We start from the raw sequence: 23,925 nt of genomic DNA, 5'->3' as shown, positions 1-23,925 counted from the left end.
CGGAGTCGGCACAGGGAATCCTTGTTCGAAAGTGGAAGGTGGCTAGCTTGCCGGAGTTTACCGGGCAGGCAAACGTCTGTATATGTATATACAAATAAACACACGATGGGGTAATTGAACCATGTCCGCCTTCTTTGCCGAACGCGCGCTGCTGCCTAGTGGATGGGCCAATGATGTACGTCTTGAGGTCGGCGCCGATGGCCAACTGACCCACATCCAGGCCAACGCCAGCGCGCAAGGCGCGGAACGGCTCAAGGGCCCGCTGTTGCCGGGCATGCCCAACCTGCACTCCCACGCCTTTCAGCGGGCCATGGCCGGGCTGGCGGAAGTGGCCGGCAACCCCAACGACAGCTTCTGGACCTGGCGCGACCTGATGTACCGGCTGGTGGGCAAGATCAGCCCCGAGCAGTTGGAAATCATCGCCCGCCAGTTGTACATCGAGATGCTCAAGGCCGGTTACACCTCGGTGGCGGAATTCCACTACGTGCACCATGACCACAACGGCAGCCCCTACAGCGACCCAGCCGAACTTTCCCTACGCATCAGCCAGGCGGCCAGCGCGGCCGGCATCGGCCTGACCCTGTTGCCAGTGCTCTATAGCCATTCGGGGTTTGGCGGCCAGGCACCCAACGACGGCCAGCGGCGTTTCATCAACAGCACCGAGCATTACCTGGCCCTGCACGCCCGGCTGCAGCCACTGCTGGCGCAACAACCGGCGCAACGCCTGGGCCTGTGCTTCCACTCGCTGCGCGCGGTGACGCCGGAGCAGATCCGCGACGTCCTGGCCGCCAGCGACAGTCAGTGCCCGGTGCATATCCACATTGCCGAACAGCAAAAGGAAGTCGACGACTGCCTCAACTGGAGTGGCCGCCGCCCGCTGCAATGGCTGTATGAAAACACCGAGGTCGATCAGCGCTGGTGCCTGGTCCACGCCACCCACGCCAACCCGGAAGAAGTCAGCCTTATGGCCAAGAGCCGGGCCATTGCCGGCTTGTGCCTGACCACTGAAGCCAACCTCGGTGACGGGATCTTCCCGGCCGTGGACTTCCTGGCCCAGGGCGGACGCCTGGGGATCGGCTCCGACAGCCATGTGTCCTTGAGTGTGGTGGAGGAGCTGCGTTGGCTGGAATACGGCCAGCGCCTGCGTGATCAGCGGCGTAACCGCCTGTACCGCAGCGATCAGCCGATGGTGGGGCGAACCCTGTACGACGCGGCCCTGGACGGCGGCGCCCAGGCCCTGGGGCAGCCAATCGGCGCCCTTGAAGTGGGCAAGCGGGCCGACTGGCTGGTGCTCGATGGCAACGATCCGTACCTGGCCACCGCCGACGGCGATGGCATTCTCAACCGCTGGCTGTTCGCTGGTGGTGATCGCCAGGTACGCGATGTGATGGTGGCTGGGCAATGGGTGGTGCGTGAGGGCCGCCATGCCCAAGAAGAGGACAGCAGCCGAGCCTTCACCCAGGTGCTGCGCGACCTCCTCAACTGAACCTCTGCCCGTAGGAGCCGGCTTGCCGGCGGCTACGGGTAACGATTTACTTCGAGGTCTTGGCCATGGCCGAATCCGACACCCGCCAGATCAGCCGCGTGGTGTCATAGCCCTGCTGACGCGCCTTGCTCAGCAAATCCTCGCGTACCGTCTCACTGACCTCCGGCGAACGCGACAGCAGCCACAGGTAGCGCCGGTTCGGGTTGCCGACAATGGCCGTCTTGTAGTCATCGCTGACGTACAGCACCCAGTAATCGCCCTTGGCCACGCCCGGCAGCAATCGGGAGAACCAGTTATCAAACTCGACCCAGAGTTTGTCGGTCTTGCCCGGCACCTGGGGCTTGGCCGTGCCCCGAGCCTCTTCCCATTGCCACTCCGGCGTCAGGCAGCGGTTGAGCACCGCGATATTGCCCTCGGGCAGCAAGGTGTAGCGGGCTTCGGATTGCGCACAGTTGCGCTGGAAGTACATCGGCAACCGCGCCAACTCGTACCAAGTCCCTTGGTAACGCTTGAGGTCGACGTGGTTGACGGTCTTGGGCGCCAGCGAATCGTCCCGGGACGTGGCGCATCCGGCCAAGATCAGGCCGACCAGAAGAGTGAATACAAAACGCATCATTATTTTTCTCCCGTGGGCACGCAGCCCCGGTTTACTTCAGGCCTTGCCCGGAAAACATCAGCACTTTGTCACCGGCGTACTGCACGCTGATAAAGCTGTTTTTGTCACCCCAGGTGCAGCTGGACATGCCCAGCGCGCCGGAACAGTCAGTCGGTTTGCCCAGCAGTTGCTCAACTTCGGCCTTGGGCATGCCTGCCGAAAGCTTGGAATAATTTTCCTGATTGACCTTGCTGCATGCAGCCAACAGCACGCAAAACGACAACAGAGCGAGAGAACGCAGCGACATGGTGAACTCCTGGGCGGACGGGGGAAGGCATGGCAGCCAACCAGAAGCTTAGAAGAGAAAAGCCCCTTCTGGTTCCCCAGTGAAGCGGGTATTTATTGCGGACCAATTCGCAGATTTGCTCCATAAATCAGGCACTTTTGCCGGGTAAAAAGCATTTCGTCGGCTTTCCCCGAAACTGACTAATCTTTGGCGCTGGCAAGTCGACATAAATGCAGCGTAAAACCTTGTCATATGGCAAATTGCCAATATTCGTTGACCCCCTCGCGGTAGTTTTCCCCCATGACCAGAAACATGAAATTCAGCCACAAGATCCTGCTTGCCGCCGCCCTTGTGGTCGCCGTGGCATTTGCCTGTTTCATCCTGTTCAACGACTACCGCCAGCGCCAGGCATTGCGCAGCAGCACCGAATCCTCGATGCAGGAACTGGGCAGCCTGACCACCAGCAACATCCAGACCTGGCTGGAAAGCCGCATGCAGCTGTTGCAGTCCCTGGCCCAGCAGATCGCCGTGGACGGCAATGGCGCCGACAGCCTGAAACGCAGCGTCGGCCTGCCCGCCTACACCGGTAATTTCCAGCTCAGTTATTTCGGCGGCCAGGACGGGGTGATGTTCTCGGTACCCGCCGGCAACCGCCCGGCGGATTACGACCCGCGCGCCCGCGGCTGGTTCAAGGCGGCTACCGGCGCCGGCCAGACCGTTGTCACCGAACCCTACATCGCCGCCTCGTCGGGCAAGCTGGTGATCACCGTGGCCACACCGGTGCAGCACCAGAACCAGTTCATCGGCGTCGCCGGAGCCGACATCGACCTGTCCAGCGTCAGCGCCATCATCAACTCGCTGAACTTCGGCGGCCACGGCCATGCCTTTATCGTCAGCGCCGACGGCAAGATCCTGATCCACCCCGACAGCAAGCTGATCCTCAAGAGCCTCAGCGAGGCCTATCCCGATGGCGCCCCGCAGGTCAGCCCGGGGATGAAGGAAGTCACGGTCAACGGCAAGACCCAGTTCATCTCCTTCACCCAGGTCAAAGGCGTGCCCTCGGCGAATTGGTACGTGGCCCTGGTGCTCGAACAGGACACCGCCTTCGCCATGCTCAGCGAGTTTCGCACTTCGGCGATCATCGCCATGGCCATTGCCGTGGTGATCATCATCAGCCTGCTGGGGATGCTGATCCGCATGCTGATGCAGCCGCTGCACGTGATGGGCCGCGCCATGCATGACATCGCCGAAGGCGAAGGCGACCTGACCAAGCGCCTGACCATCCATGGCAACGATGAATTCGGCGCCCTGGGCCAGTCCTTCAACCGTTTCGTCGAACGCATCCACGGCTCGATCCGCGAAGTGTCCTCGGCCACCGGCCAGGTCAACGAAGTGGCGCTGCGGGTGGTGGCGGCCTCCAACTCGTCGATGTTCAATTCCGACCAGCAAGCCTCGCGCACCAACAGCGTGGCCGCAGCCATCAACCAACTCGGCGCCGCTGCCCAGGAAATCGCCCAGAACGCGGCCCTGGCATCGCAGCACTCCAGCGACGCCCGCAGCCTGGCGGAAGAAGGCCAGCAAGTGGTGGATAAAACCATCTCGGCCATGCATCAACTGTCGGCGAAGATCAGCGACTCCTGCGGCAACATCGAGACCCTCAACAGCAACACCGTGAACATCGGACAGATTCTCGAAGTCATCACCAGCATCTCCCAGCAAACCAACCTGCTGGCCCTCAACGCCGCCATCGAAGCCGCCCGGGCCGGTGAAGCCGGACGCGGGTTTGCGGTGGTGGCCGATGAAGTGCGCAACCTCGCCCACCGCACCCAGGACTCGGCGCAGCAAGTGCAGAAGATGATCGAGGAGCTGCAAGTGGGGGCACGCGAGGCGGTCAACACCATGACCGAGAGCCAGCGCGAGAGCGAGAGCAGCGTCGGCATCGCCAACCAGGCCGGCGAGCGCCTGCTCAGCGTGACCCAGCGCATCGGCGAGATCGACGGCATGAACCAGTCCGTGGCCACCGCCACCGAAGAACAGACCGCCGTGGTGGAGTCGATCAACGTCGACATCAGCGAGATCAACACCCTCAACCAGGAAGGCGTGGAAAACCTCCAGGCCACCCTGCGCGCCTGCTCCGACCTGGAGCAGCAAGCGTCCCGCCTCAAGCAACTGGTGGGCAGCTTCCGCATCTAAGGCACCCCATCGCCAGCAAGCCGGCTCCTACAAGGGTAGGAGCGGTTTGTCGACTTAAGCGACTGTTGGGATTTCAAGCAAGGGGTGAATGGTTAGCATCACCGACAACGGCGATCTAGGAGCCGGCTTGCCGGCGATGTCGATGTCACGATCAGAAGTGCGAGCCCGGCTCGCGCAGGAAGGCCCGTTCTTCGGCGGTGGATTCGCGGCCGAGGATGGCGTTGCGATGGGGGAAGCGCCCGAAGCGGGCAATGACTTTCTGGTGCCGTTCGGCGTAATCCAGGTGGTCGGCGAACACGGCGCGGTCTTCCAGCGGTTGCTCATCGTGCAACGCGGCAAAACGCGAAACCCCTTCGTTCTGCACCGCCAGATGCTCGCAATGCTCGAACACCAAGTAGATGAAGCTGCGCTGCATGGCCGGCAATTGCCGGTCAAAATCCGCGGCGATGCCCTGGGCCACCAGCGCTTGAGCACGCGGGTCACCAGAGAAGGCTTGGGCGGTGTCGCGAAAGATCATTCGTGGGAGTTGATCGAGCAACAGCACCAGGGCCAGCCAACCTTGGGGACGTTGCGTCCACTCGGTCAATCCGCCGGCCAGTGCCTGTTCCACCAGGGCCCCGAAGCGCTCACGCGCCTCAAGGTCCTGACTGTCACGCTTGCCGAACCACAGCCGGCCCTTGTCCGCCACGATGTCCGCTGGTTTGTCGGCTGAACCGAACCACCAATCGAGCAAGGGCTGCCAGGGCGCGGCCATGTTTTATTCCTTGTGGTACGCGGTGACGCGAGCCACTTCTTCCTTGGAGCCAAGGAACACCGCTACACGCTGGTGCAGGCCTTCAGGCTGAATGTCGAGAATGCGCTTGTGACCATCGGTGGATGCGCCGCCGGCCTGTTCCACCAGGAACGACATCGGGTTGGCTTCGTACATCAGGCGCAGCTTGCCCGGTTTCTCCGGCTCGCGGCTGTCACGTGGGTACATGAACAGGCCGCCACGGGTCAGGATACGGTGCACGTCAGCCACCATGGCTGCGACCCAGCGCATGTTGTAGTTCTTTTTCAGTGGACCGGTGTCGCCGGCCAGCAGCTCATCAACGTAGCGCTTGACCGGGGCTTCCCAGTGACGCTCGTTGGACATGTTGATGGCGAATTCCTGGGTGGATTCCGGGATCTTGATGTCTTCGTGAGTCAGCACGAAGCTGCCCATTTCACGGTCCAGGGTGAAGCCTTTGACGCCGTCGCCCAGGGTCAGCACCAGCATGGTCTGTGGGCCGTAGATGGCGTAACCGGCAGCGACCTGCTCGGTGCCTGGCTGCAGGAAGGCCTTTTCGTTCAGGGCTTCGTTCTGGCTCAGGTATTCGTTAGGGCAGCGCAGTACCGAGAAGATGGTGCCAACCGGTGCGTTGATGTCGATGTTGGACGAACCGTCCAGTGGGTCGAACACCAGCAGGTAGGCGCCTTTCGGGTATTTGCCCGGGATCTGGTAGGCATTGTCCATTTCTTCGGACGCCATGCCGGCCAGGTGACCGCCCCATTCGTTGGCTTCGAGCAGGATCTCGTTGGAGATCACGTCGAGCTTCTTCTGCACTTCGCCTTGCACGTTCTCAGTGCCCATGCTGCCCAGAACACCACCCAGGGCGCCTTTGGACACGGCGTGGCTGATCTCCTTGCAAGCACGCGCCACCACTTCGATCAGGAAGCGCAGATCGGCAGGAGTGTTGTTGCTGCGGGTCTGCTCAATCAAATAGCGACTCAGGGTAACGCGGGACATGGACGGCTCCGGAGGAATGGGGGGTAAAAACCCGCGCAGTTTAGCGCGAGTCGTGGCGCATTTCCTCCTCTCAGACAGGGAAGTGCCTGATTGAGTTCATGCACCCGCTTGAGGCTAGCCAGAAACCGTGAAAACGCCCCCTCCCCGGAGCGCCTTGCCGACGATCAGCGGCGACGTCATTCCTAGGGCTTGGCAACCGGCTTGCGCAACAGGCTGAAGGCCATGCCCGCCAGCGCCAGCACGCCCAGCAACAACACCGTCCACAGGCCGATCTTCTTCCAATCGGTCGTCGGCGCCACCGGCACTGCCGCAATGACGGGTGCAACCTGTTGCGGAGCGCCCTCGACCCGGGCCTGGCCCAGGCCTGCCAGGCGCTGCGGGCTGTAGTCAGGAATCAGGGTGGCCAAAGGCAGATTCGCCGGCCCCGCAGCCGGATTGCCCAGGGCCAAGCGATAAGGCCCCGCGCCCCGCGCCAGGAACACCAACTGCACACCACGCACGGCAAAGCGCAAAGCCGGCGCCTGGGCACCCAGGCCACCGCCGCGCTCATCCACTTCCAGCTTCAACTGGCGCCACTTCTGCCCCGCCAACTGCAATTCGTTCTGTTGCACGTCCTGGCCATTCTGAGTCAGGCGATACAGCAGGCCGCTGGTCAGCACCTGCCAGGGCTGGCTGCTGTTCTGTCGGCCATAGAGGGTTACCGGAGCCAGGCTATTGGCCTGATCCAGCGCCACTTGCAGACGCTCCAGGGGCAAGTCCGCGGGCAGTTCCCAGGTGTATTCACCGGCCTTGGCCGTCTGCCCCGCCAACGGCTGGGACCACTGCAGCGGCGAGGGCACGCTGCTGGTACTGGTGCTTTCCAGTTGCACCGAGGTCAACACCGGTGCCTGCTGGGGGCTGTTCCAGAGCAGCCGCAGGTAACGCGCAGTTTGCCCGGGCAGGCCGACTTCATGCTGCTCGATGCGCTCATCAGCAAACGATAGGCGGGCCACCTGGCCTTCACCCCAGGCTTGCCAATGCTGCAGGTCGTCACTGGCTTCGATGCTGAAGTTCTGGAAGCCATCACGCTCGCTGGTCCAGTCCAGCACCAGTTGCTGCAATGGTGCATGGATACCACTGGCGTCCAGCAGCCAGCCACGCAGCACTTCCTCGCCGGCTTCCAATTGGGTGGAGGGTTGCACTTCCACCAGGGTGCCGTTGGCGTTGGACTGCACGCGCACGCTCGGCGTGGCATCGCTGGCCTCGGCCGAGTTGTACAGCGGGAACCACTTCACCTCGTGCAGGCTGCGCTGTTCGGTGGTCTGCGCCTGCTGACGGGCCAGGGCGTACGCCTGGGGCTCACCGGCAGCGTTGAACACCCGGATGTCCCGCAAATCGCTGTGGCTGGCATGCAGTTGCAGCGCCAACGGCACGTCGAGGCGGTACCAGGGCCCCTCCCCGCTCAGGGCCAACGGCGCTTGGGACTTAAAATCCCCCGGTGTTTCCTGGGCCGTGGCCGACAGCGCCACACACAACCCGACAGCCCCCAACCAGCCCAGGCTCGACATCCGACTCAAGACGACACTCCTTCATTTGCATTGACCGGCGCGGCTTGATCCGGCTCGGCTTCGGCGCGCTTGGGCGGCAGCGGGGCAAAGTAACCCACCACCAACAGCAAACCGCCCACGCCGATAAACGACACGATCCGCGCCAGCCCGCCGCGGTTGCTCAATTCCACCAGGAACAGCTTGGCCACCACCACCGCGATCAACGCGGCGCCCACCAGCCAGACCTCGCGCCGGTGGCGCAGATGCCCACCGATCATCAGGCCCAGGGCAATCAGGGTCCAGACGATGGACAAGCCCGCCTGCACCAGCATCGACTCCAGCAGTGCATCCGCCTGGAACGGTACACCGCCCCAATGGTGGGCGGTGCGCATCACCAGCAGGGTAAAGAAGGCGAACAACGACAACGCCGCCACCCCCTGGCTGATACGTTCGACCCGCTCGGCCGGGATCGCCAGCACCTGCGCCGCGCTGCGCGACCAGACAAACACACCGAACACAGCAAACAGCAGCCCCAGTTCCAGCGGATTGAGCAGCGGCAGGTAAGGCAACGGCTCGGCACTGCCATCGCTGAACAGATTGGCCAGCCAGAACCAGCCCAGCATCAGCAGCGCCAAAGGCAGCGCAGCGTACACCCGGTATTCACGGGCGTAGGCGGCCACCGGCCAAGGCAGGCTGCGCGGCGTCGCCATCAGCACCAGGTACAGGCTCGGCAGCAGCGCCCAGCCCAGCCAGCGCCAGGCGTTGTAGTGCTCGGACAACAGCAACAAGCCGTAGCGCAGCTCCAGGGCCAGGACCCCGAGCAGCATCCAGCAGCCCAGCACATGGGCGGCGCTCAGCACCTGGGCCGGCAGCATTGTCGCCAGGCGCCGCAGGCTGAAGAAATGCACAGCGAACAGCAGCGGCCAGACCAGCCAACCGACATCCGCCGCCGGGTGATAGCGGCCCTGCCAGGCACTCAGCAGCACCAGCAACGCAGCCGGCATCAACAGTCCGCTGAGCAGCCCGAGGGACGGCCACTTCAAACGCGCTGCCAGCAGTGTGCAGAGCGCCACGCTGACAGCGGCGACCAGCAACAACAAGGTCCCTTGCAGGTGCGGCGGGGCGAACACCAGCACTTCCCTGACCAAGGCCAGGACCCACCAGCTGGCGCCCCAGGCCAGCAACAGATCGGACAGGCGCCCCAGGGGCAAGGTGGCGAACGCCGAACCCTGGTCGCCGCGTTGCAAGCGCCAGGCACCCACCAGTGCCGCCAAGGCCAGCACCAGCGGCGTGCCGAAGTTCATATTGGCCAGGGGTCGCAACCCCTCGCCCGGCAACGGGCCGAACCAATCGGCACTGGCCAACAGGAAAGCCACGCCGCCGATCACCTGCAACAGCAGGCCAAACACAAAGCTCGCGCGTTGTTGCAGGTACAGGCTCAGCCAGATGATCAGCACACCACTGGCGGCCCAGACACCGCTGGCCGTGCGCCAAGGCAGGACGAACAGCACCGCCAGGTTGATCATCAATAAACCGGCCAGCAGCACCACCGACAACCCGCGCAGCAGCCGCGGGTCGTTGCGCACCATGTCGTCACGGGCCGCCAGAAGCATGCCGCCGATCAGCGCCAGACCAATCAGCGAGGCGCTCAGCAGCCCGCTCCAACCGGCACTGAACACCGCCGCCGAGTCGCCGTCGGCACCTTGCAGGCGCAACAGGAACAAGGCCCCGCCCAGCAGTTGCACGGCAAAAGCACTGAACAGGAAAGTCCTCGATTGCAGGCGCAGGCCGGCCACCAGGGTCACCAAGCCCGCCAGGGCCCAACTAATGGCCGTGCCATGGACCTGCAGGAACAGCGGTGCCAGCAGGTAGACAAAGCTCAAGCCAGCGACAGCGAGCATCGGCGCCACTGCCAGTTCCCAGCTCGCCACGTGTTCAGGCTGGGCCTTGCGCAGTTGCAGGAAGCTGAACAGCAGGGCCACCCCCAGCAGCAAGGCCCCCAGAGGCGCGCCGTCGAGCAGGCTGCCCTCACCCGGGCGCAATTCACTGAGAAACGCCAGGGCCGCACCGACCTGCAGCAGCAAAGCGAAGACACGGGCCAAGGGCCGTTGCTGACGCAGGCCGAGCCAGAAGATGCCCGCACCCTCCACTGCCCAGGCCGCGCTGGTCCAGCGGGCATCCAACCCCAGGGGAATGGCCAGGCTGGCAAAGATCACCCCCAGGGCCAGGCAGGTTTCCCCCAGCAGCAAGGCACGGCCGCCGGACAACCAACGGGCCAGCCCCATGTAGATCAGGCCCAGCGCCAGAGCGCTGAAGGCGGTGGCGAACTCCAAGTGCTGGACCAGCGCCCATTGCAAGCCAAAGCCCACCAGCGGCGGGCCGAACAGCATGCTGCCATCGACGTAGTCACCCTTGCGGGCCGACCAGTGCAGCAGCGCCTGGCGACTGTCGTCCGCGGGGGCATCGCTGAGTTCCAGCAGCTTGCGCCGGGCGAACAGCAGGCCGATCAGCAGGTACATGACAAAGAACAGAATCAGGAACGGCTCGGTGCTCCACAACAACTCAGGGGTGTAGGACCTCAAGCCCCAGGCGAAGCCGATGCCGAAGGTGCCGACAAAACCGATCAGGTTGAGCAGGCGCCAGGCCTTGAACCAGGCAATGGCGAGGATCCCGGCATTGAGCAGAGCGAAATAACTGAACAGCGCCACATGGCTGCCCGCGCCGGTGGACGTGAGGATGGGGGCAGCGAACCCGCCCAGGGCCGCCGCCGCAGCCAGGCCCAAGGCGTCCTGAGTCACCGCCAGGATGGCCGAGAACAGCGTGACCGCCACCAACAGACCGAGGGCCGCGCCCGGGTCCAACAGCGGATGCAGGCGCATGGCGGCGAACACCGTCAGGTACAGCACCGCGATCCCCGTGCCTTGCAGCATCAAGGCGTAATAGCTGTTGCGCAGTCGCAGCCACCAACCCAGCCCCAACAAGCCCAAAGCGCAAGCGGCGACCCCGGCGTAACGCACTTCGATCGGCACCACCATGCCTTCAGTGGCGTAGCGCAAGAGGAAGGCCAGGCCAAGGAACAACAGCAGCACCCCCACCCGCAACACGGTGTTGCCGCCAAACAGCCAGTTGCGCGCCCCTTCGATGGCGCGCTCGATCAGGTTCGGTTCGAGGACGATGGCCGGAGCCGCACGCGGGGGCCCTTCAAGAGGCTCTTCACGCTGCATGGACGCGGCTGGACGAAGGGGCGGTGGCGGCGTTTCACGGGGTGTGGGCGACGCATCCTGGGCCGCTGGCTGCGGGGTCCAGATGTTAGCCGGCAACGGCTGACTGGCCTCTGCAGGCGCGCGGGTCTGGGGTTCGAGTTCTGCCGGCAGTACCCACACCAGGCCGGAACTGGCGGGTTGCGGGTCGACCGCTGGCGGTGCCTGGACAATGGGCGAGCGTGGCTCAGGCACAGGCTCGGCGGCCGCGCTGACGCTGGGCGCCGTAGATGCAGCGTCAGCCGGTGAAGTGGCCGCCTCCAGGGCGCCCAGGCGTTGGCCCAGGTTCAGCACCGCTTGCCGCGCCTGGTCCAGCTCCTCTTGCTGCTTTGCCGCCTGGGCACTCAAGGCCGTCAGACGCAGGGCTTGGCCAAGGCCCAGCCCCAGCAAAGCGCCGATCAGCACACCGCTGAAGGACTCACCGAGCACTCCGCCCAGCACCAGCCCCGTCAGTATGAAAATCCATTGCATGGTCGATATCCCTAAGCGGCCCGCCGCAAGAGGCGTCGGCGTTTGAAGACCTGCGGGCAGCACTGGCGCCCTCACCGACCAGCCGGCGCCTGCCGATCAGGCAGGTACGGTGGGGGACGATGGTGACAAGAGGCACTGCTGCGGCAGGTCAAAACTGGCGCTCAGTATATCGACAAGGCCCAACTGTCGTTGGGCCTTGCGCACACTTACCAGCAAAAATCCGCGCCCGGGTTACTCCAGGGCTTTCCAGATTTCCGTGGCGTACTCGCGAATGGTCCGGTCCGAGGAGAACCAGCCCATGCGCGCGCTGTTGAGCACTGCCGAGCGCCACCACTCCTTGGAGTCGTGCCAGCGCTCCTCGACCCGGGCCTGGGCACTCCAGTAGGAATCGAAGTCGGCACAGACCAGAAAGCGGTCGTACTGGATCAGCGAATCAATCAAGCCGGTGTAGCGCGACGGGTCATCCGGCGAGAACACCCCGCCGCGGATCGCCTGCAACACGTCGTTGAGGCGATGGGACGCGGCGATGTCCGGGGCCGCACTGAACTCGCCATTGCGCTTGCGTGCCTCCACCTGCTGGGCGCTGAGGCCGAAGATAAACATATGCTCGGCCCCCACCTGCTCGCACATTTCCACGTTGGCGCCGTCCAGGGTGCCGATGGTCAGGGCGCCATTGAGGCCGAACTTCATATTGCTGGTGCCCGAGGCCTCGAAGCCGGCGGTGGAAATCTGCTCCGACAGGTCCGCCGCTGGAATGATGCTTTCCGCCAGGCTGACGTTGTAGTTGGGCAGGAACACCACCTTGAGCAGGCCGCGCACGGTGGGGTCGTTGTTGACGGTACGGGCAATGTCGTTGGTCAGCTTGATGATCAGCTTGGCCTGGTGATAGCTGGCCGCCGCCTTGCCGGCGAAGATCTTCACCCGTGGCACCCAGTCGATTTCCGGCTCGGCACGAATGGCCTGGTACAGCGCCACGGTGTGCAGCAGGTTGAGCAACTGGCGCTTGTACTCGTGGATGCGCTTGACCTGCACGTCGAACATTGCCGCCGGGTTGACCGCAATCCCCAGGCGCTCATGGATGATCGCCGCCAGCGCCCGCTTGCTGTGCAACCGCTGCTCGGCAAACTGCTTGCGAAAGCCGGCCTTCTCGGCAAAGGGTTCCAGCCCGATCAACAACGCCTCGGGGTTATCCAGCAGCTCAGGGCCCAGGGCATCGACCATCATCGAGGTCAGTTCGGCATTGGCCTGGTACAGCCAGCGGCGGAAGGTGATGCCGTTGGTCTTGTTGTTGATTCGATCGGGATAGAGTTTATGCAGCTCGGAAAACACCGTGCTGCGCATCAGCTGGGTGTGCAGCCCGGACACACCGTTGACGCTGTGGGACCCGAGGAACGCCAGGTTGCCCATGCGCACTCGGCGGCCGTTGTCTTCTTCGATCAGCGACACCGCGCGCAACACGTCAAAGTCGTGGATGCCCTTGGCCCGCAGCGAATCGATGTGCTGGGCGTTGATCAGGTAGATGATCTGCATGTGCCGCGGCAGCATGCGCTCCATCAGGCCCACCGGCCAGGTTTCCAGGGCTTCGGGCAGCAGGGTGTGGTTGGTGTAGGACAGGGTTTCGACGGTGACTTGCCACGCCGCTTCCCAGGCAATGCCGTGCAAGTCCACCAGTTGGCGCATCAGTTCGGCCACAGCGATCGACGGGTGCGTGTCGTTGAGCTGGATGGCCGCGTGCTCGCCGAGGCTGAGCACCGAGTCGTGCATGTTTTTGTGCCGGCGCAGCAGGTCTTGCAGGGACGCCGAGACAAAGAAGTATTCCTGGCGCAGGCGCAGTTCCTGCCCCGCTTCGGTGCTGTCAGCCGGGTACAGCACCCGGGAGATGCTTTCGGCCCGAGCCACTTCCGCCACCGCGCCCAAGTGGTCGCCGGCGTTGAAACGCTCCAGGTGCAAATCTTCCATGGCCCGCGCTCGCCACAGGCGCAAGGTGTTGACACTGGCCCCGCGCCAGCCCACCACGGGCGTGTCATAGGCCACGGCGCGCACGGTTTCCCCCGGCGTCCAGACTTGCTTGGTGTGGCCGGCCTCGTCGGTCACGGTTTCCACGCCGCCGCCAAAGCCGATGGGGTAGATCACCTCCGGGCGTTCGAACTCCCAGGGGTTGCCGAAATCCAGCCAGTGCTCGGTCTGTTCCTGCTGCCAGCCATCGACGATGGCCTGGCGGAACAACCCGTGCTCGTAACGAATGCCGTAGCCGTGGCCGGCAATGCCCAGGGTCGACATGCTTTCCATAAAGCACGCCGCCAGGCGCCCGAGGCCGCCGTTGCCTAGGGCCGCGTCGGGCTCCAGCAAGCGAATGCGCTCCAGGTCCACACCCAGTTCGGTGAGGGCTTCGCGGGCCACGTCCAGCAACCCGAGGTTGCTCAGGCTGTCGTAGAGCAGACGGCCGATGAGGAATTCCAGGGAGAGGTAATACACACGCTTCTGGCCTTTGCGGTAGATCTGCCGCGTGTGGTCCATCCAGTGTTCGACCATGTGATCACGGGCCGCGAGAGCGATGGCTTCAAACCAGTCATGGTCAAAGGCGTGATCCGGGTCCTTGCCCACCGCGTAAGTGAGTTTGGTCAAGACGGCTTCGCGGAATGCGGCCACCTCTGCGTCGCGAACTAGTGGTTCCTGAGTCATCGATACGACCTCGAGCGAGATAGACAGTGAGCATGGAATGGTCTGAGCCTAGTCGGTCTGACAGGAGGCAAAGGCTCTGGTTCGGCGCTTTTTTGCCAAGGCCCGGTCAGTGACCCGATCTCCCTGTCGGCGACGGCTAAAAAGATGCAGATGCCGTGCCGAGAGGAAATGTCCTTGGCACCGATCAGAAATATCCGTCAAAAGGCTGTTTAAAATTTCACCAGTCCCGGTATGATCGCGCGCCCTGAAACACGCTGGAAACGCCCCATGATGAAGCCCAACCTGATCGCCGCCGCGGAAATCGACCGACTCGATACCTGGGCCAAATTCACCGCGCCCATGTGCGGTTCCTGCGTTTCCAGCTGCTGCACGCTGCCGGTGGAAGTGAAGATCAAAGACCTGGTGCGCATCGGCATCGTCGATGAGTTCGAGCTTGGCGATCCGCCGAAGAACATCGCCAAGCGCCTGCAGAAAGAAGGCATTGTCGAGCGCTACAACCAGAAGTCCGAGATCTTCACCCTGCAGCGCATGAGCAACAACGACTGCCTGTATCTGGATCGTAAGAGCCGCCTGTGCACCATTTATGACAAGCGCCCGGATACCTGCCGCAACCACCCGCGCATCGGCCCACGCCCAGGTTACTGCGCCTACAAGCCCAAGGCAGTGGAACGCGAGACGGGCGCCGGACCCTGGAACGCTTCTAACCCAAAGCCGGCGCGCCGTTGATTGGCGCCCGCCTCGGCCGGTGTTTTCGCCAGACAAACAAAAACGCCCCCGACCTTGCGGTCGGGGGGCGTTTTTTTAGCCGGGGCTAAAGCTTATGCCTTGGCTTTCTTGGCAGCGCGGGTGCGCTCGCTTTCGTCCAGGATCTTCTTGCGAAGACGGATGGACTTAGGAGTCACTTCACACAGCTCGTCGTCCTGGATGAATTCCAGAGCCTGTTCCAGGGTGAAGCGAACAGGTGGAACCAGAGCGATGGTTTCGTCTTTACCCGAAGCACGCATGTTGTCGAGCTTCTTGCCCTTGGTAGGGTTGACGCCCAGGTCGTTGTCGCGGCTGTTCAGGCCAACGATTTGACCGTTGTAGATCTCTTGGCCGTGTTCAACGAACAGCTTGCCACGAGCCTGCAGGGTTTCCAGGGAGTAGGTCAGCGCCTTGCCGGTTTCAACCGAAACCAGAACGCCGTTCTGACGGCCGGACATGTCGCCGGACTTCATCACGTCGTAACGGTCGAAGATCGAGGTCAGGATGCCAGCACCGTTGGTCAGGGTCAGGAACTGGTTACGGAAACCGATCAGACCGCGAGCAGGGATGTTGTATTCCAGACGAACACGGCCTTTGCCATCCGGCACCATGTTGGTCAGGTCGCCCTTACGCAGGCCCATCTCTTCCATGACCTTGCCTTGGGATTCTTCCGGCAGGTCGATGGTGACGTTTTCGAACGGTTCGTGCTTCACGCCGTCAACCAGACGGATGATCACTTCTGGACGGCCTACAGCCATTTCGAAGCCTTCGCGACGCATGGTTTCGATCAGTACCGAGAGGTGCAGCTCACCACGGCCGGAAACCTTGAACTTGTCAGCCGAGTCGCCTTCTTCAACGCGCAGTGCAACGTTGTACAGCAGCTCTTTGTCCAGACGTTCCTTGATGTTACGGGACGTCACGAACTTGCCTTCTTTACCGCAGAATGGCGAGTCGTTGACCTGGAAGGTCATGGAAACGGTTGGCTCGTCAACGGTCAGAGGCTTCATCGCCTCGACGGTATCCGGGTGGCACAGGGTGTCGGAGATGAACAGCGAGTCCATACCGCTGATGCACACGATGTCGCCTGCAGCTGCTTCTTCAACGTCCACACGGTGCAGACCGTGGTGACCCATCAGCTTCAGGATACGACCGTTGCGCTTCTTGCCGTCGGCACCGATAGCCACGACCGGAGTGTTCGGCTTGACGGTACCGCGAGCGATACGGCCAACACCGATAACACCCAGGAAGCTGTTGTAGTCCAGAGCGGAGATTTGCATCTGGAACGGACCATCACGGTCAACAGACGGCGCGGGTACGTTGTCGACGATCGACTGGTACAGCGGGGTCATGTCTTCAGCCATGTCGTTGTGGTCCAGACCGGCAATACCGTTCAGGGCCGAGGCGTAGACGACTTTGAAGTCCAGCTGTTCTTCGGTGGCACCCAGGTTGTCGAACAGGTCGAAGATCTGGTCCAGAACCCAGTCCGGACGCGCGCCTGGACGGTCAACCTTGTTGATGCACACGATCGGACGCAGGCCGGCTTCGAACGCCTTCTTGGTCACGAAACGGGTTTGCGGCATAGGGCCGTCTTGGGCGTCGACCAGCAGCAGCACGGAGTCAACCATCGACATTACGCGCTCAACTTCACCGCCGAAGTCGGCGTGGCCCGGGGTGTCCACGATGTTGATGTGGTAGCCGTTCCAGTTGATGGCGGTGTTTTTCGCCAGAATGGTAATACCGCGCTCTTTTTCCTGGTCGTTGGAGTCCATCACGCGCTCGTCGTTGAGCTCGTTGCGCTCCAGGGTGCCGGATTGACGCAGGAGTTTGTCTACCAGGGTGGTTTTACCATGGTCAACGTGAGCAATGATGGCGATGTTGCGTAGATTTTCGATCACTTGTGTATCTCGATCAGAGGATTCGGTGTGCTGACAACAGATGGCAGCGATTAACAATAGAGTCAGGCCTTGCCGTTACAGCTTGGCGGCGGCGTCGGGGGGCCGGTGACGCAGGCCACAGGCAAACATCCCCGGGCACTTAGCTCGGTCTATAAACGCGCACATTGGCATGCCCCTCACTGAGCAAATGGTGAGCATGCAGGCGACTCATCACGCCTTTGTCGCAATACAGCAGGTACTGGCGAGTAGGGTCCAGTTCCTTGAAGCGCGCGTTCAGTGCATAGAACGGCATCGCTTGTACTTCGACGCCAGCCAGTTGCAGCGGGTCATCTTCCTCGGCATCCGGGTGACGGATGTCGATGACGATCTGACCGGCCAACGCCTCGCTGACTTCTTCAATCTGCAAATCCTGGCCCAACTCGTCGATCACCCGATCGATCGGTACCAGTTTGGCGTTCTCGAGCGCACGCTCCAGAATCGCCATGTCGAATTCTTTCTCTTCATGCTCCACACGCGGACGCTTGGCGTGGGTCTTGGGGTTCACCGAGATGACCCCGCAATACTCGGGCATGTGCTTGGCGAAGTCGGCGGTGCCGATTTCCTGCGCTAGGTCGATGATGTCCTGCTTGTGGCTGGCGATCAGCGGGCGCAATACCAGCTTCTCGGTCACACAGTCGATCACCGACAGGTTGGGCAGCGTCTGGCTCGACACCTGGGAAATCGCCTCGCCGGTCACCAGCGCGTCGATCTCCAGGCGATCGGCGATTCGGGACGCCGCGCGCAACATCATACGCTTCAAAATGACGCCCATATGACTGTTGTCGACTTTACCGAGGATTTCCCCCAGGACTTCCTCGAACGGCACGCTGACAAACAGCACGCGCTGGGAGCTGCCGTACTTCTTCCATATATAGTGCGCGACTTCCATCACGCCCAATTCGTGGGCACGCCCGCCCAGGTTGAAGAAGCAGAAGTGGCTCATCAGGCCGCGGCGCATGATCTGGTAGGCCGCCACCGTGGAATCGAAACCGCCGGACATCAACACCAGGGTCTGTTCCAGGGCACCCAGCGGGTAGCCGCCCAGGCCGTTGTGCTGGCTATGGATCACGAACAACCGTTGGTCGCGAATTTCCATACGCACTTCGATTTCCGGGTCTTTCAAGGAAATCCCGGCGGCGCCGCACTGACGACGCAGCTGGCTGCCGACGTATTTTTCCACGTCCATGGAGCTGAATTCGTGCTTGCCGGCGCGCTTGCAACGCACGGAAAAAATCTTCCCGGGCAAGGCATCGCCGAAGTGCTGCTTGCACTTGGCAACGACGTCGTCGAAGTCGCCCAGCAGGTACTCGTCGACCTGCAGGAAATGCGCGATACCCGGCATGCACGTCAGGCGCTCAGTCAGCTCCTTCAAGGCTTTGGGGTCACTGAGGGCGGTTTCCAATTCAAGGTTGTCCCACACACCATTGACCACCACAGCCGGGTCCAGATCGCGGAGCACGGCACGGATGTTTTTGGCCAACTGGCGGATGAAACGCATCCGTACCGGGCGGCTCTTAATGGTGATTTCCGGGAAAACTTTAACTATTAGTTTCATGAAAACAGCGCGCGCAGGGCCAGCCGAAAAAGGGGGGCGCGGATTATAGCGGAAATTGCTCAAGGTTTAACCAGTTAATGTGCAGTTGGTTTTAGTCGCACCAAAACAGGTCATTTTCAGAATCCAGCGCCACATTGCGGTGCGCTAAAAATCCAAATCCAGGCCAATTAGCCTTTATATGCGTGGATTTGGGGCAAAAAACCCAACTCGGGGCACTGGCATGCAATTTGCTCCCTTGTGAGGCAGGTTGCCTTGGCAGAGTATTCGCGCCGGCATCACCCACATTCTAAGGGCACTCCACTACTTAGCCCGAAGCCACCCCGGAGGACATATGTCGAAGTCGGTTCAACTCATCAAAGATCATGACGTCAAGTGGATTGATCTGCGCTTCACGGATACCAAAGGCACTCAGCACCACGTGACCATGCCGGCTCGCGACGCGCTGGATGACGCCTTCTTCGAAGAAGGCAAAATGTTCGACGGTTCCTCCATCGCTGGCTGGAAAGGCATCGAAGCCTCCGACATGATCCTGATGCCGGACGACAGCACTGCCGTGCTGGACCCGTTCACCGAAGAGCCGACCCTGATCCTGGTTTGCGACGTGATCGAGCCTTCGACCATGCAAGGCTACGACCGCGACCCACGTGCGATCGCCAAGCGTGCCGAGGAATACCTGAAGTCCACCGGTATCGGTGACACCGTATTTGTAGGTCCAGAGCCTGAGTTCTTCATCTTCGACGAAGTGAAGTTCAAGTCCGACATCTCTGGCTCCATGTTCAAAATCTTCTCCGAGCAAGGCTCGTGGATGTCCGACCAGGACGTGGAAGGCGGCAACAAAGGCCACCGTCCAGGCGTCAAAGGCGGCTACTTCCCAGTTCCGCCGTTCGACCACGACCACGAAATCCGTACCTCCATGTGCAACGCCATGGAAGAAATGGGCCTGGTCATCGAAGTTCACCACCACGAAGTGGCGACTGCCGGCCAGAACGAAATCGGCGTGAAGTTCAACACCCTGGTAGCCAAGGCTGACGAAGTTCAGACCCTGAAGTACTGCGTACACAACGTGGCTGACGCTTACGGCCGCACCGCAACCTTCATGCCTAAGCCTCTGTACGGCGATAACGGCTCGGGTATGCACGTTCACCTGTCCATCGCCAAAGATGGCAAGAACACCTTCGCTGGCGAAGGCTATGCCGGCCTGTCCGACACCGCCCTGTACTTCATCGGCGGCATCATCAAGCACGGTAAGGCCCTGAACGGCTTCACCAACCCGTCGACCAACTCCTACAAGCGTCTGGTCCCAGGTTTCGAAGCTCCAGTGATGCTGGCCTACTCGGCCCGTAACCGTTCCGCCTCGATCCGTATTCCTTACGTGTCCAGCCCACGCGCTCGCCGTATCGAAGCTCGCTTCCCGGATCCAGCAGCCAACCCGTACCTGGGCTTCGCTGCACTGCTGATGGCTGGCCTGGACGGCATCCAGAACAAGATCCACCCTGGCGACGCTGCTGACAAAAACCTGTATGACCTGCCGCCTGAAGAGGCCAAAGAGATTCCACAAGTTTGCGGCAGCCTGAAAGAAGCCCTGGAAGAGCTGGACAAAGGTCGTGCGTTCCTGACCAAAGGCGGCGTTTTCAGCGACGACTTCATCGATGCTTACATCGAACTGAAAAGCGAAGAAGAAATCAAAGTACGCACCTTCGTACACCCACTGGAATACGAGCTGTACTACAGCTGCTAATCCAGTCGCGCTCGCGCAAGCGGCGTAACGAGAGGCCTCCTTCGGGAGGCCTTTTTTATGGGCGATTTTCACCCATTGTGTGAGCAAAGGTTAAGGCTGCCGCCCCGAGCCTTGTCGCTACTCTATGGTCAATCCGCACCCAAACAAGAGATGACGGCTGCACAGCCAGAGACCGACCTTCCATGCGCATTTATCTTTTTTGCCTGATGCTGGCCAGCTTGCCGGCCAGCGCCGAGAGCCACCGCCACGTAGACGCCGCCGACCCTGTGTATTCCGTACTGGAGATACGCAACCTGCCCACGACCCTGCGCGCCAACAACGGCCGCGTCAGCGTCGATATCAAACTGCACCCCGCACTGCGCCCCGAGCACCGCCTGCGCCTGCTGCTCGATGGCCGGCCTTACACCCGCCCCAGCCAGCAGACCCACCTGTCGTTGGTGGATGTCGACCGCGGCCGGCATAGCCTGGAGGTGCAGGTACTGGAGGGTGAGCAGGTCGTGCAACAGAGCGAGCCCGAGGTATTCCATCTGCAGCGGGCCCGTCGCCGATAAAGCCGGGCAAGCACAGGAACCGGAGCCTTTTTCAACGCCGTTCAGCTAACGGCACTATATTGGTGCAATCCATTGCACCCCGTGGCACCCGACTGCCCATTTTGGGTCGAAAAACCGCTGAAAAGCCGGACGGACGCCACGCAATCGAGCCTCAAACGCCTGTTTCAGGCTTTTAACGCTTCTTTTCGGAGCCTTGGTTTGGTTTTTGCATTTTCCCCACATCAGCGCTTTATCCGCGCGCGCGATCCGGGACCGGCCCCGGATCGTCTTGCTTCAAAAGAGGTCAACCAGTACCCATGACCATCAGCGACCAACTGCACAGGCTGCTCCTCGACAACCTGACCACCGCCACCATCCTGCTCAATGCCGACCTGCGCCTTGAGTACATGAACCCGGCGGCGGAAATGCTCCTGGCCATCAGCGGCCAGCGCAGCCATGGGCAATTCATCAGCGAACTGTTCACCGAATCGGCCGAAGCCCTGAGCTCCCTGCGCCAGGCTGTCGAGCAGGCCCACCCCTTTACCAAGCGCGAAGCGATGCTCACCGCCCTGACCGGCCAGACCCTGACCGTGGACTACGCGGTGACGCCGATCCTCAGTAACGGCGAAACCCTGCTGCTGCTGGAAGTCCACCCCCGTGATCGCCTGTTGCGTATCACCAAGGAAGAGGCCCAGCTGTCCAAGCAGGAAACCAGCAAGATGCTGGTGCGCGGCCTGGCCCACGAGATCAAGAACCCCCTGGGCGGGATTCGCGGCGCGGCCCAATTGCTGGCCCGGGAACTGCCGGAAGAAAGCCTCAAGGACTACACCAACGTCATCATCGAAGAGGCCGACCGCCTGCGAAACCTGGTGGACCGCATGCTGGGCTCCAACAAGCTGCCGTCCCTGGCCATGACCAACATCCATGAAGTACTGGAGCGGGTCAGCAGCCTGGTGGAAGCCGAAAGCCAGGGTTGCATCACTTTGGTGCGCGACTACGACCCAAGCATTCCCGATGTATTGATCGACCGCGAACAGATGATCCAGGCGGTGCTCAACATCGTGCGCAACGCCATGCAGGCCATCAGCAGCCAGAACGAGTTGCGCCTGGGCCGCATCAGCCTGCGCACCCGGACCATGCGCCAGTTCACCATCGGCCATGTGCGCCATCGCCTGGTGACCAAGATCGAAATCATCGACAACGGCCCGGGGATCCCGCCCGAGCTGCAAGACACCCTCTTCTTCCCCATGGTCAGCGGCCGCCCGGACGGTACCGGGCTGGGCCTGGCCATCACTCAGAACATCATCAGCCAGCACCAGGGCCTGATCGAATGTGACAGCCATCCCGGCCACACCACGTTCTCGATCTTTCTGCCACTGGAACAAGGAGCCCCATCGACATGAGCCGTAGTGAAACCGTGTGGATCGTCGATGACGACCGTTCTATCCGCTGGGTCCTGGAAAAAGCCTTGCAACAGGAAGGCATGACCACCCAAAGCTTCGACAGCGCCGACGGGGTGATGAGTCGCCTGGCGCGCCAGCAGCCGGACGTGATCATCTCCGACATCCGTATGCCCGGTGCCAGCGGCCTTGATCTGTTGGCGCGGATTCGCGAGCTGCACCCGCGTCTGCCGGTGATCATCATGACCGCCCACTCTGACCTGGACAGCGCTGTCGCGTCCTATCAGGGCGGCGCCTTCGAGTACCTGCCCAAGCCGTTCGACGTCGACGAAGCCGTTTCCCTGGTCAAGCGCGCCAACCAGCACGCCCAGGAACAGCAAGGCCTGGAAGTGGCTCCGACCCTGGCCCGCACCCCGGAAATCATCGGTGAAGCACCGGCGATGCAGGAAGTGTTTCGTGCCATCGGGCGCCTGAGCCACTCCAATATCACCGTGCTGATCAACGGCGAATCCGGTACCGGTAAAGAACTGGTGGCCCACGCCCTGCACCGCCACAGCCCGCGGGCGGCCTCGCCGTTCATTGCACTGAACATGGCGGCGATCCCCAAGGACCTGATGGAGTCCGAGCTGTTCGGCCACGAAAAAGGTGCCTTCACCGGCGCGGCCAATCTGCGGCGCGGACGCTTTGAGCAAGCCGACGGCGGCACCCTGTTCCTCGATGAAATCGGCGACATGCCGGCCGAAACCCAAACCCGTTTGCTGCGGGTACTGGCCGATGGCGAGTTCTACCGGGTCGGCGGGCACACCCCGGTCAAGGTCGACGTGCGCATCATCGCGGCGACCCACCAGAACCTGGAAACCCTGGTGCATGCAGGCAAATTCCGTGAGGACTTGTTCCACCGCCTCAACGTGATCCGCATCCACATTCCACGCCTGTCGGACCGTCGTGAAGACATTCCGACCCTGGCCAAGCACTTCCTCAGCCGCGCCGCCCAGGAGCTGGCGGTGGAGCCCAAGCTGCTGAAGAGCGAAACCGAGGAATACCTGAAGAACCTGCCGTGGCCGGGCAACGTGCGTCAGCTGGAGAACACCTGCCGCTGGATCACGGTGATGGCTTCGGGACGCGAAGTGCACATCAGCGACCTGCCGCCGGAGCTGCTGAGCCTGCCTCAGGATTCGGCGCCAGTGACCAACTGGGAACAGGCCCTGCGCCAATGGGCCGACCAGGCCCTGGCACGCGGCCAATCGAGCCTGCTGGACAGCGCCGTGCCGAGCTTCGAGCGGATCATGATCGAGACCGCCCTCAAGCACACCGCCGGCCGCCGTCGCGACGCCGCCGTGCTGCTGGGCTGGGGCCGTAACACCCTGACTCGCAAGATCAAAGAGCTGGGAATGAAGGTCGATGGCGGTGATGACGACGAGGGCGATGAAGCCTAAGCCGTACTGACCGGCCACATCGCCATCGCGGCAAGCCCACTCCTACGGGAGCCGGGGTTGCCCGCGATTTTTTTTGTGCACCGCAATGGGCTGCCTGCACTGCCTGAAGGCGCCGTGAACCTCGATCGGGCACGCCGACAGCGGCGGCGCAGTGGATCTTCATATCCGAAAGCCTTGCCTTCGAAAACGCAAAAGCCCCGTATTCCGGGGCTTTGCGGCACTCAGGCGAAGAATAAACGCGCCCGCGGAGAAAACTGGCACGCCCTCTGCAATAACCTCATCACTACCCAGTTTCGGGGACCTTGGTACAGGCAGGCCGGG

General features: G+C 62.2%; 16 protein-coding genes and 1 pseudogene. 8 read left to right on the top strand and 9 right to left on the bottom strand.

What is annotated here, in order from left to right:
- Nucleotides 1-121 precede the first annotated feature (121 nt).
- On the top strand, nucleotides 122-1,486 hold the full coding sequence (locus tag M1B35_RS20790) for a formimidoylglutamate deiminase (RefSeq protein WP_268262927.1): 1,365 nt from the start codon (nucleotides 122-124) through the stop codon (nucleotides 1,484-1,486).
- A 46-nt stretch (nucleotides 1,487-1,532) separates the two neighbouring features.
- On the opposite strand, the gene M1B35_RS20785 is transcribed toward M1B35_RS20790, so the two are convergent.
- Both M1B35_RS20785 and M1B35_RS20780 read right to left on the bottom strand, forming a co-directional pair.
- Complete coding sequence (locus M1B35_RS20785; RefSeq protein WP_123329259.1) at nucleotides 1,533-2,102, bottom strand: lipocalin family protein; 570 nt, start codon at nucleotides 2,100-2,102, stop codon at nucleotides 1,533-1,535.
- A gap of 31 nt (nucleotides 2,103-2,133) precedes the next feature.
- On the bottom strand, nucleotides 2,134-2,388 hold the full coding sequence (locus M1B35_RS20780) for a hypothetical protein (protein ID WP_011058771.1): 255 nt from the start codon (nucleotides 2,386-2,388) through the stop codon (nucleotides 2,134-2,136).
- Nucleotides 2,389-2,667: 279 nt separating this feature from the next.
- Here M1B35_RS20780 and M1B35_RS32320 point away from each other — a divergent pair.
- A pseudogene (locus tag M1B35_RS32320) lies at nucleotides 2,668-3,702 on the top strand (HAMP domain-containing protein); the annotation flags it as partial.
- A gap of 93 nt (nucleotides 3,703-3,795) precedes the next feature.
- Entirely contained in the window at nucleotides 3,796-4,560 is a 765-nt protein-coding gene (locus M1B35_RS32315) for a methyl-accepting chemotaxis protein (RefSeq protein ID WP_425273434.1), read from the top strand.
- 151 nt (nucleotides 4,561-4,711) lie between these two features.
- Here M1B35_RS32315 and M1B35_RS20770 read toward each other — a convergent pair whose 3' ends face one another.
- The 5 genes from M1B35_RS20770 to M1B35_RS20750 all read right to left on the bottom strand — a co-directional run bounded on the left by M1B35_RS20770 (nucleotide 4,712) and on the right by M1B35_RS20750 (nucleotide 14,267).
- The gene (locus tag M1B35_RS20770) at nucleotides 4,712-5,314 is read right to left on the bottom strand and encodes a DUF924 family protein (protein WP_268262926.1); all 603 of its coding nucleotides are present in this window, start codon (nucleotides 5,312-5,314) and stop codon (nucleotides 4,712-4,714) included.
- A gap of 3 nt (nucleotides 5,315-5,317) precedes the next feature.
- Nucleotides 5,318-6,328 carry a class 1 fructose-bisphosphatase gene (locus tag M1B35_RS20765; RefSeq protein WP_268262925.1) on the bottom strand — a complete coding sequence of 337 codons (1,011 nt, stop codon included), beginning with the start codon at nucleotides 6,326-6,328 and terminating at the stop codon, nucleotides 5,318-5,320.
- Nucleotides 6,329-6,510: 182 nt separating this feature from the next.
- Entirely contained in the window at nucleotides 6,511-7,875 is a 1,365-nt protein-coding gene (locus M1B35_RS20760; protein ID WP_425273433.1) for a DUF3999 domain-containing protein, read from the bottom strand.
- A gap of 5 nt (nucleotides 7,876-7,880) precedes the next feature.
- Complete coding sequence (locus M1B35_RS20755; RefSeq protein ID WP_268262923.1) at nucleotides 7,881-11,585, bottom strand: DUF2339 domain-containing protein; 3,705 nt, start codon at nucleotides 11,583-11,585, stop codon at nucleotides 7,881-7,883.
- A gap of 231 nt (nucleotides 11,586-11,816) precedes the next feature.
- Nucleotides 11,817-14,267: a glycogen/starch/alpha-glucan phosphorylase gene (locus M1B35_RS20750; RefSeq protein ID WP_268262922.1), complete on the bottom strand. Its 2,451-nt coding sequence runs from the start codon at nucleotides 14,265-14,267 to the stop codon at nucleotides 11,817-11,819.
- Between the two features lie 267 nt (nucleotides 14,268-14,534).
- On the opposite strand from M1B35_RS20750, the gene M1B35_RS20745 reads away from it, so the two are divergent.
- On the top strand, nucleotides 14,535-14,993 hold the full coding sequence (locus M1B35_RS20745) for a YkgJ family cysteine cluster protein (RefSeq protein ID WP_425273432.1): 459 nt from the start codon (nucleotides 14,535-14,537) through the stop codon (nucleotides 14,991-14,993).
- 92 nt (nucleotides 14,994-15,085) lie between these two features.
- On the opposite strand, the gene typA is transcribed toward M1B35_RS20745, so the two are convergent.
- Both typA and thiI read right to left on the bottom strand, forming a co-directional pair.
- The gene (typA, locus tag M1B35_RS20740) at nucleotides 15,086-16,906 is read right to left on the bottom strand and encodes a translational GTPase TypA (protein WP_236485026.1); all 1,821 of its coding nucleotides are present in this window, start codon (nucleotides 16,904-16,906) and stop codon (nucleotides 15,086-15,088) included.
- A gap of 139 nt (nucleotides 16,907-17,045) precedes the next feature.
- Entirely contained in the window at nucleotides 17,046-18,500 is a 1,455-nt protein-coding gene (gene thiI, locus M1B35_RS20735; RefSeq protein WP_268262921.1) for a tRNA uracil 4-sulfurtransferase ThiI, read from the bottom strand.
- Nucleotides 18,501-18,831: 331 nt separating this feature from the next.
- Here thiI and glnA point away from each other — a divergent pair, with 331 nt between their 5' ends.
- The 4 genes from glnA (at nucleotide 18,832) to ntrC (ending at nucleotide 23,604) form a co-directional block, all read left to right on the top strand.
- The gene (gene glnA / locus M1B35_RS20730; protein WP_123329238.1) at nucleotides 18,832-20,238 is read left to right on the top strand and encodes a glutamate--ammonia ligase; all 1,407 of its coding nucleotides are present in this window, start codon (nucleotides 18,832-18,834) and stop codon (nucleotides 20,236-20,238) included.
- A 182-nt stretch (nucleotides 20,239-20,420) separates the two neighbouring features.
- Nucleotides 20,421-20,789 (top strand): hypothetical protein, encoded by a 369-nt coding sequence (locus M1B35_RS20725; RefSeq protein WP_268262920.1) that lies wholly within the window; start codon nucleotides 20,421-20,423, stop codon nucleotides 20,787-20,789.
- Nucleotides 20,790-21,085: 296 nt separating this feature from the next.
- Entirely contained in the window at nucleotides 21,086-22,171 is a 1,086-nt protein-coding gene (glnL, locus tag M1B35_RS20720; protein WP_123329234.1) for a nitrogen regulation protein NR(II), read from the top strand.
- A complete protein-coding gene (gene ntrC, locus M1B35_RS20715) occupies nucleotides 22,168-23,604 on the top strand; it encodes a nitrogen regulation protein NR(I) (protein WP_268262919.1) in 1,437 nt (478 codons plus the stop codon). Before glnL ends, ntrC begins: the two co-directional genes overlap by 4 nt.
- Nucleotides 23,605-23,925 lie beyond the last annotated feature (321 nt).

This window comes from Pseudomonas morbosilactucae, from assembly GCF_023241665.1.
Lineage (GTDB): Bacteria > Pseudomonadota > Gammaproteobacteria > Pseudomonadales > Pseudomonadaceae > Aquipseudomonas > Aquipseudomonas morbosilactucae.
This window is presented reverse-complemented; position numbering and strand designations above follow the sequence as displayed.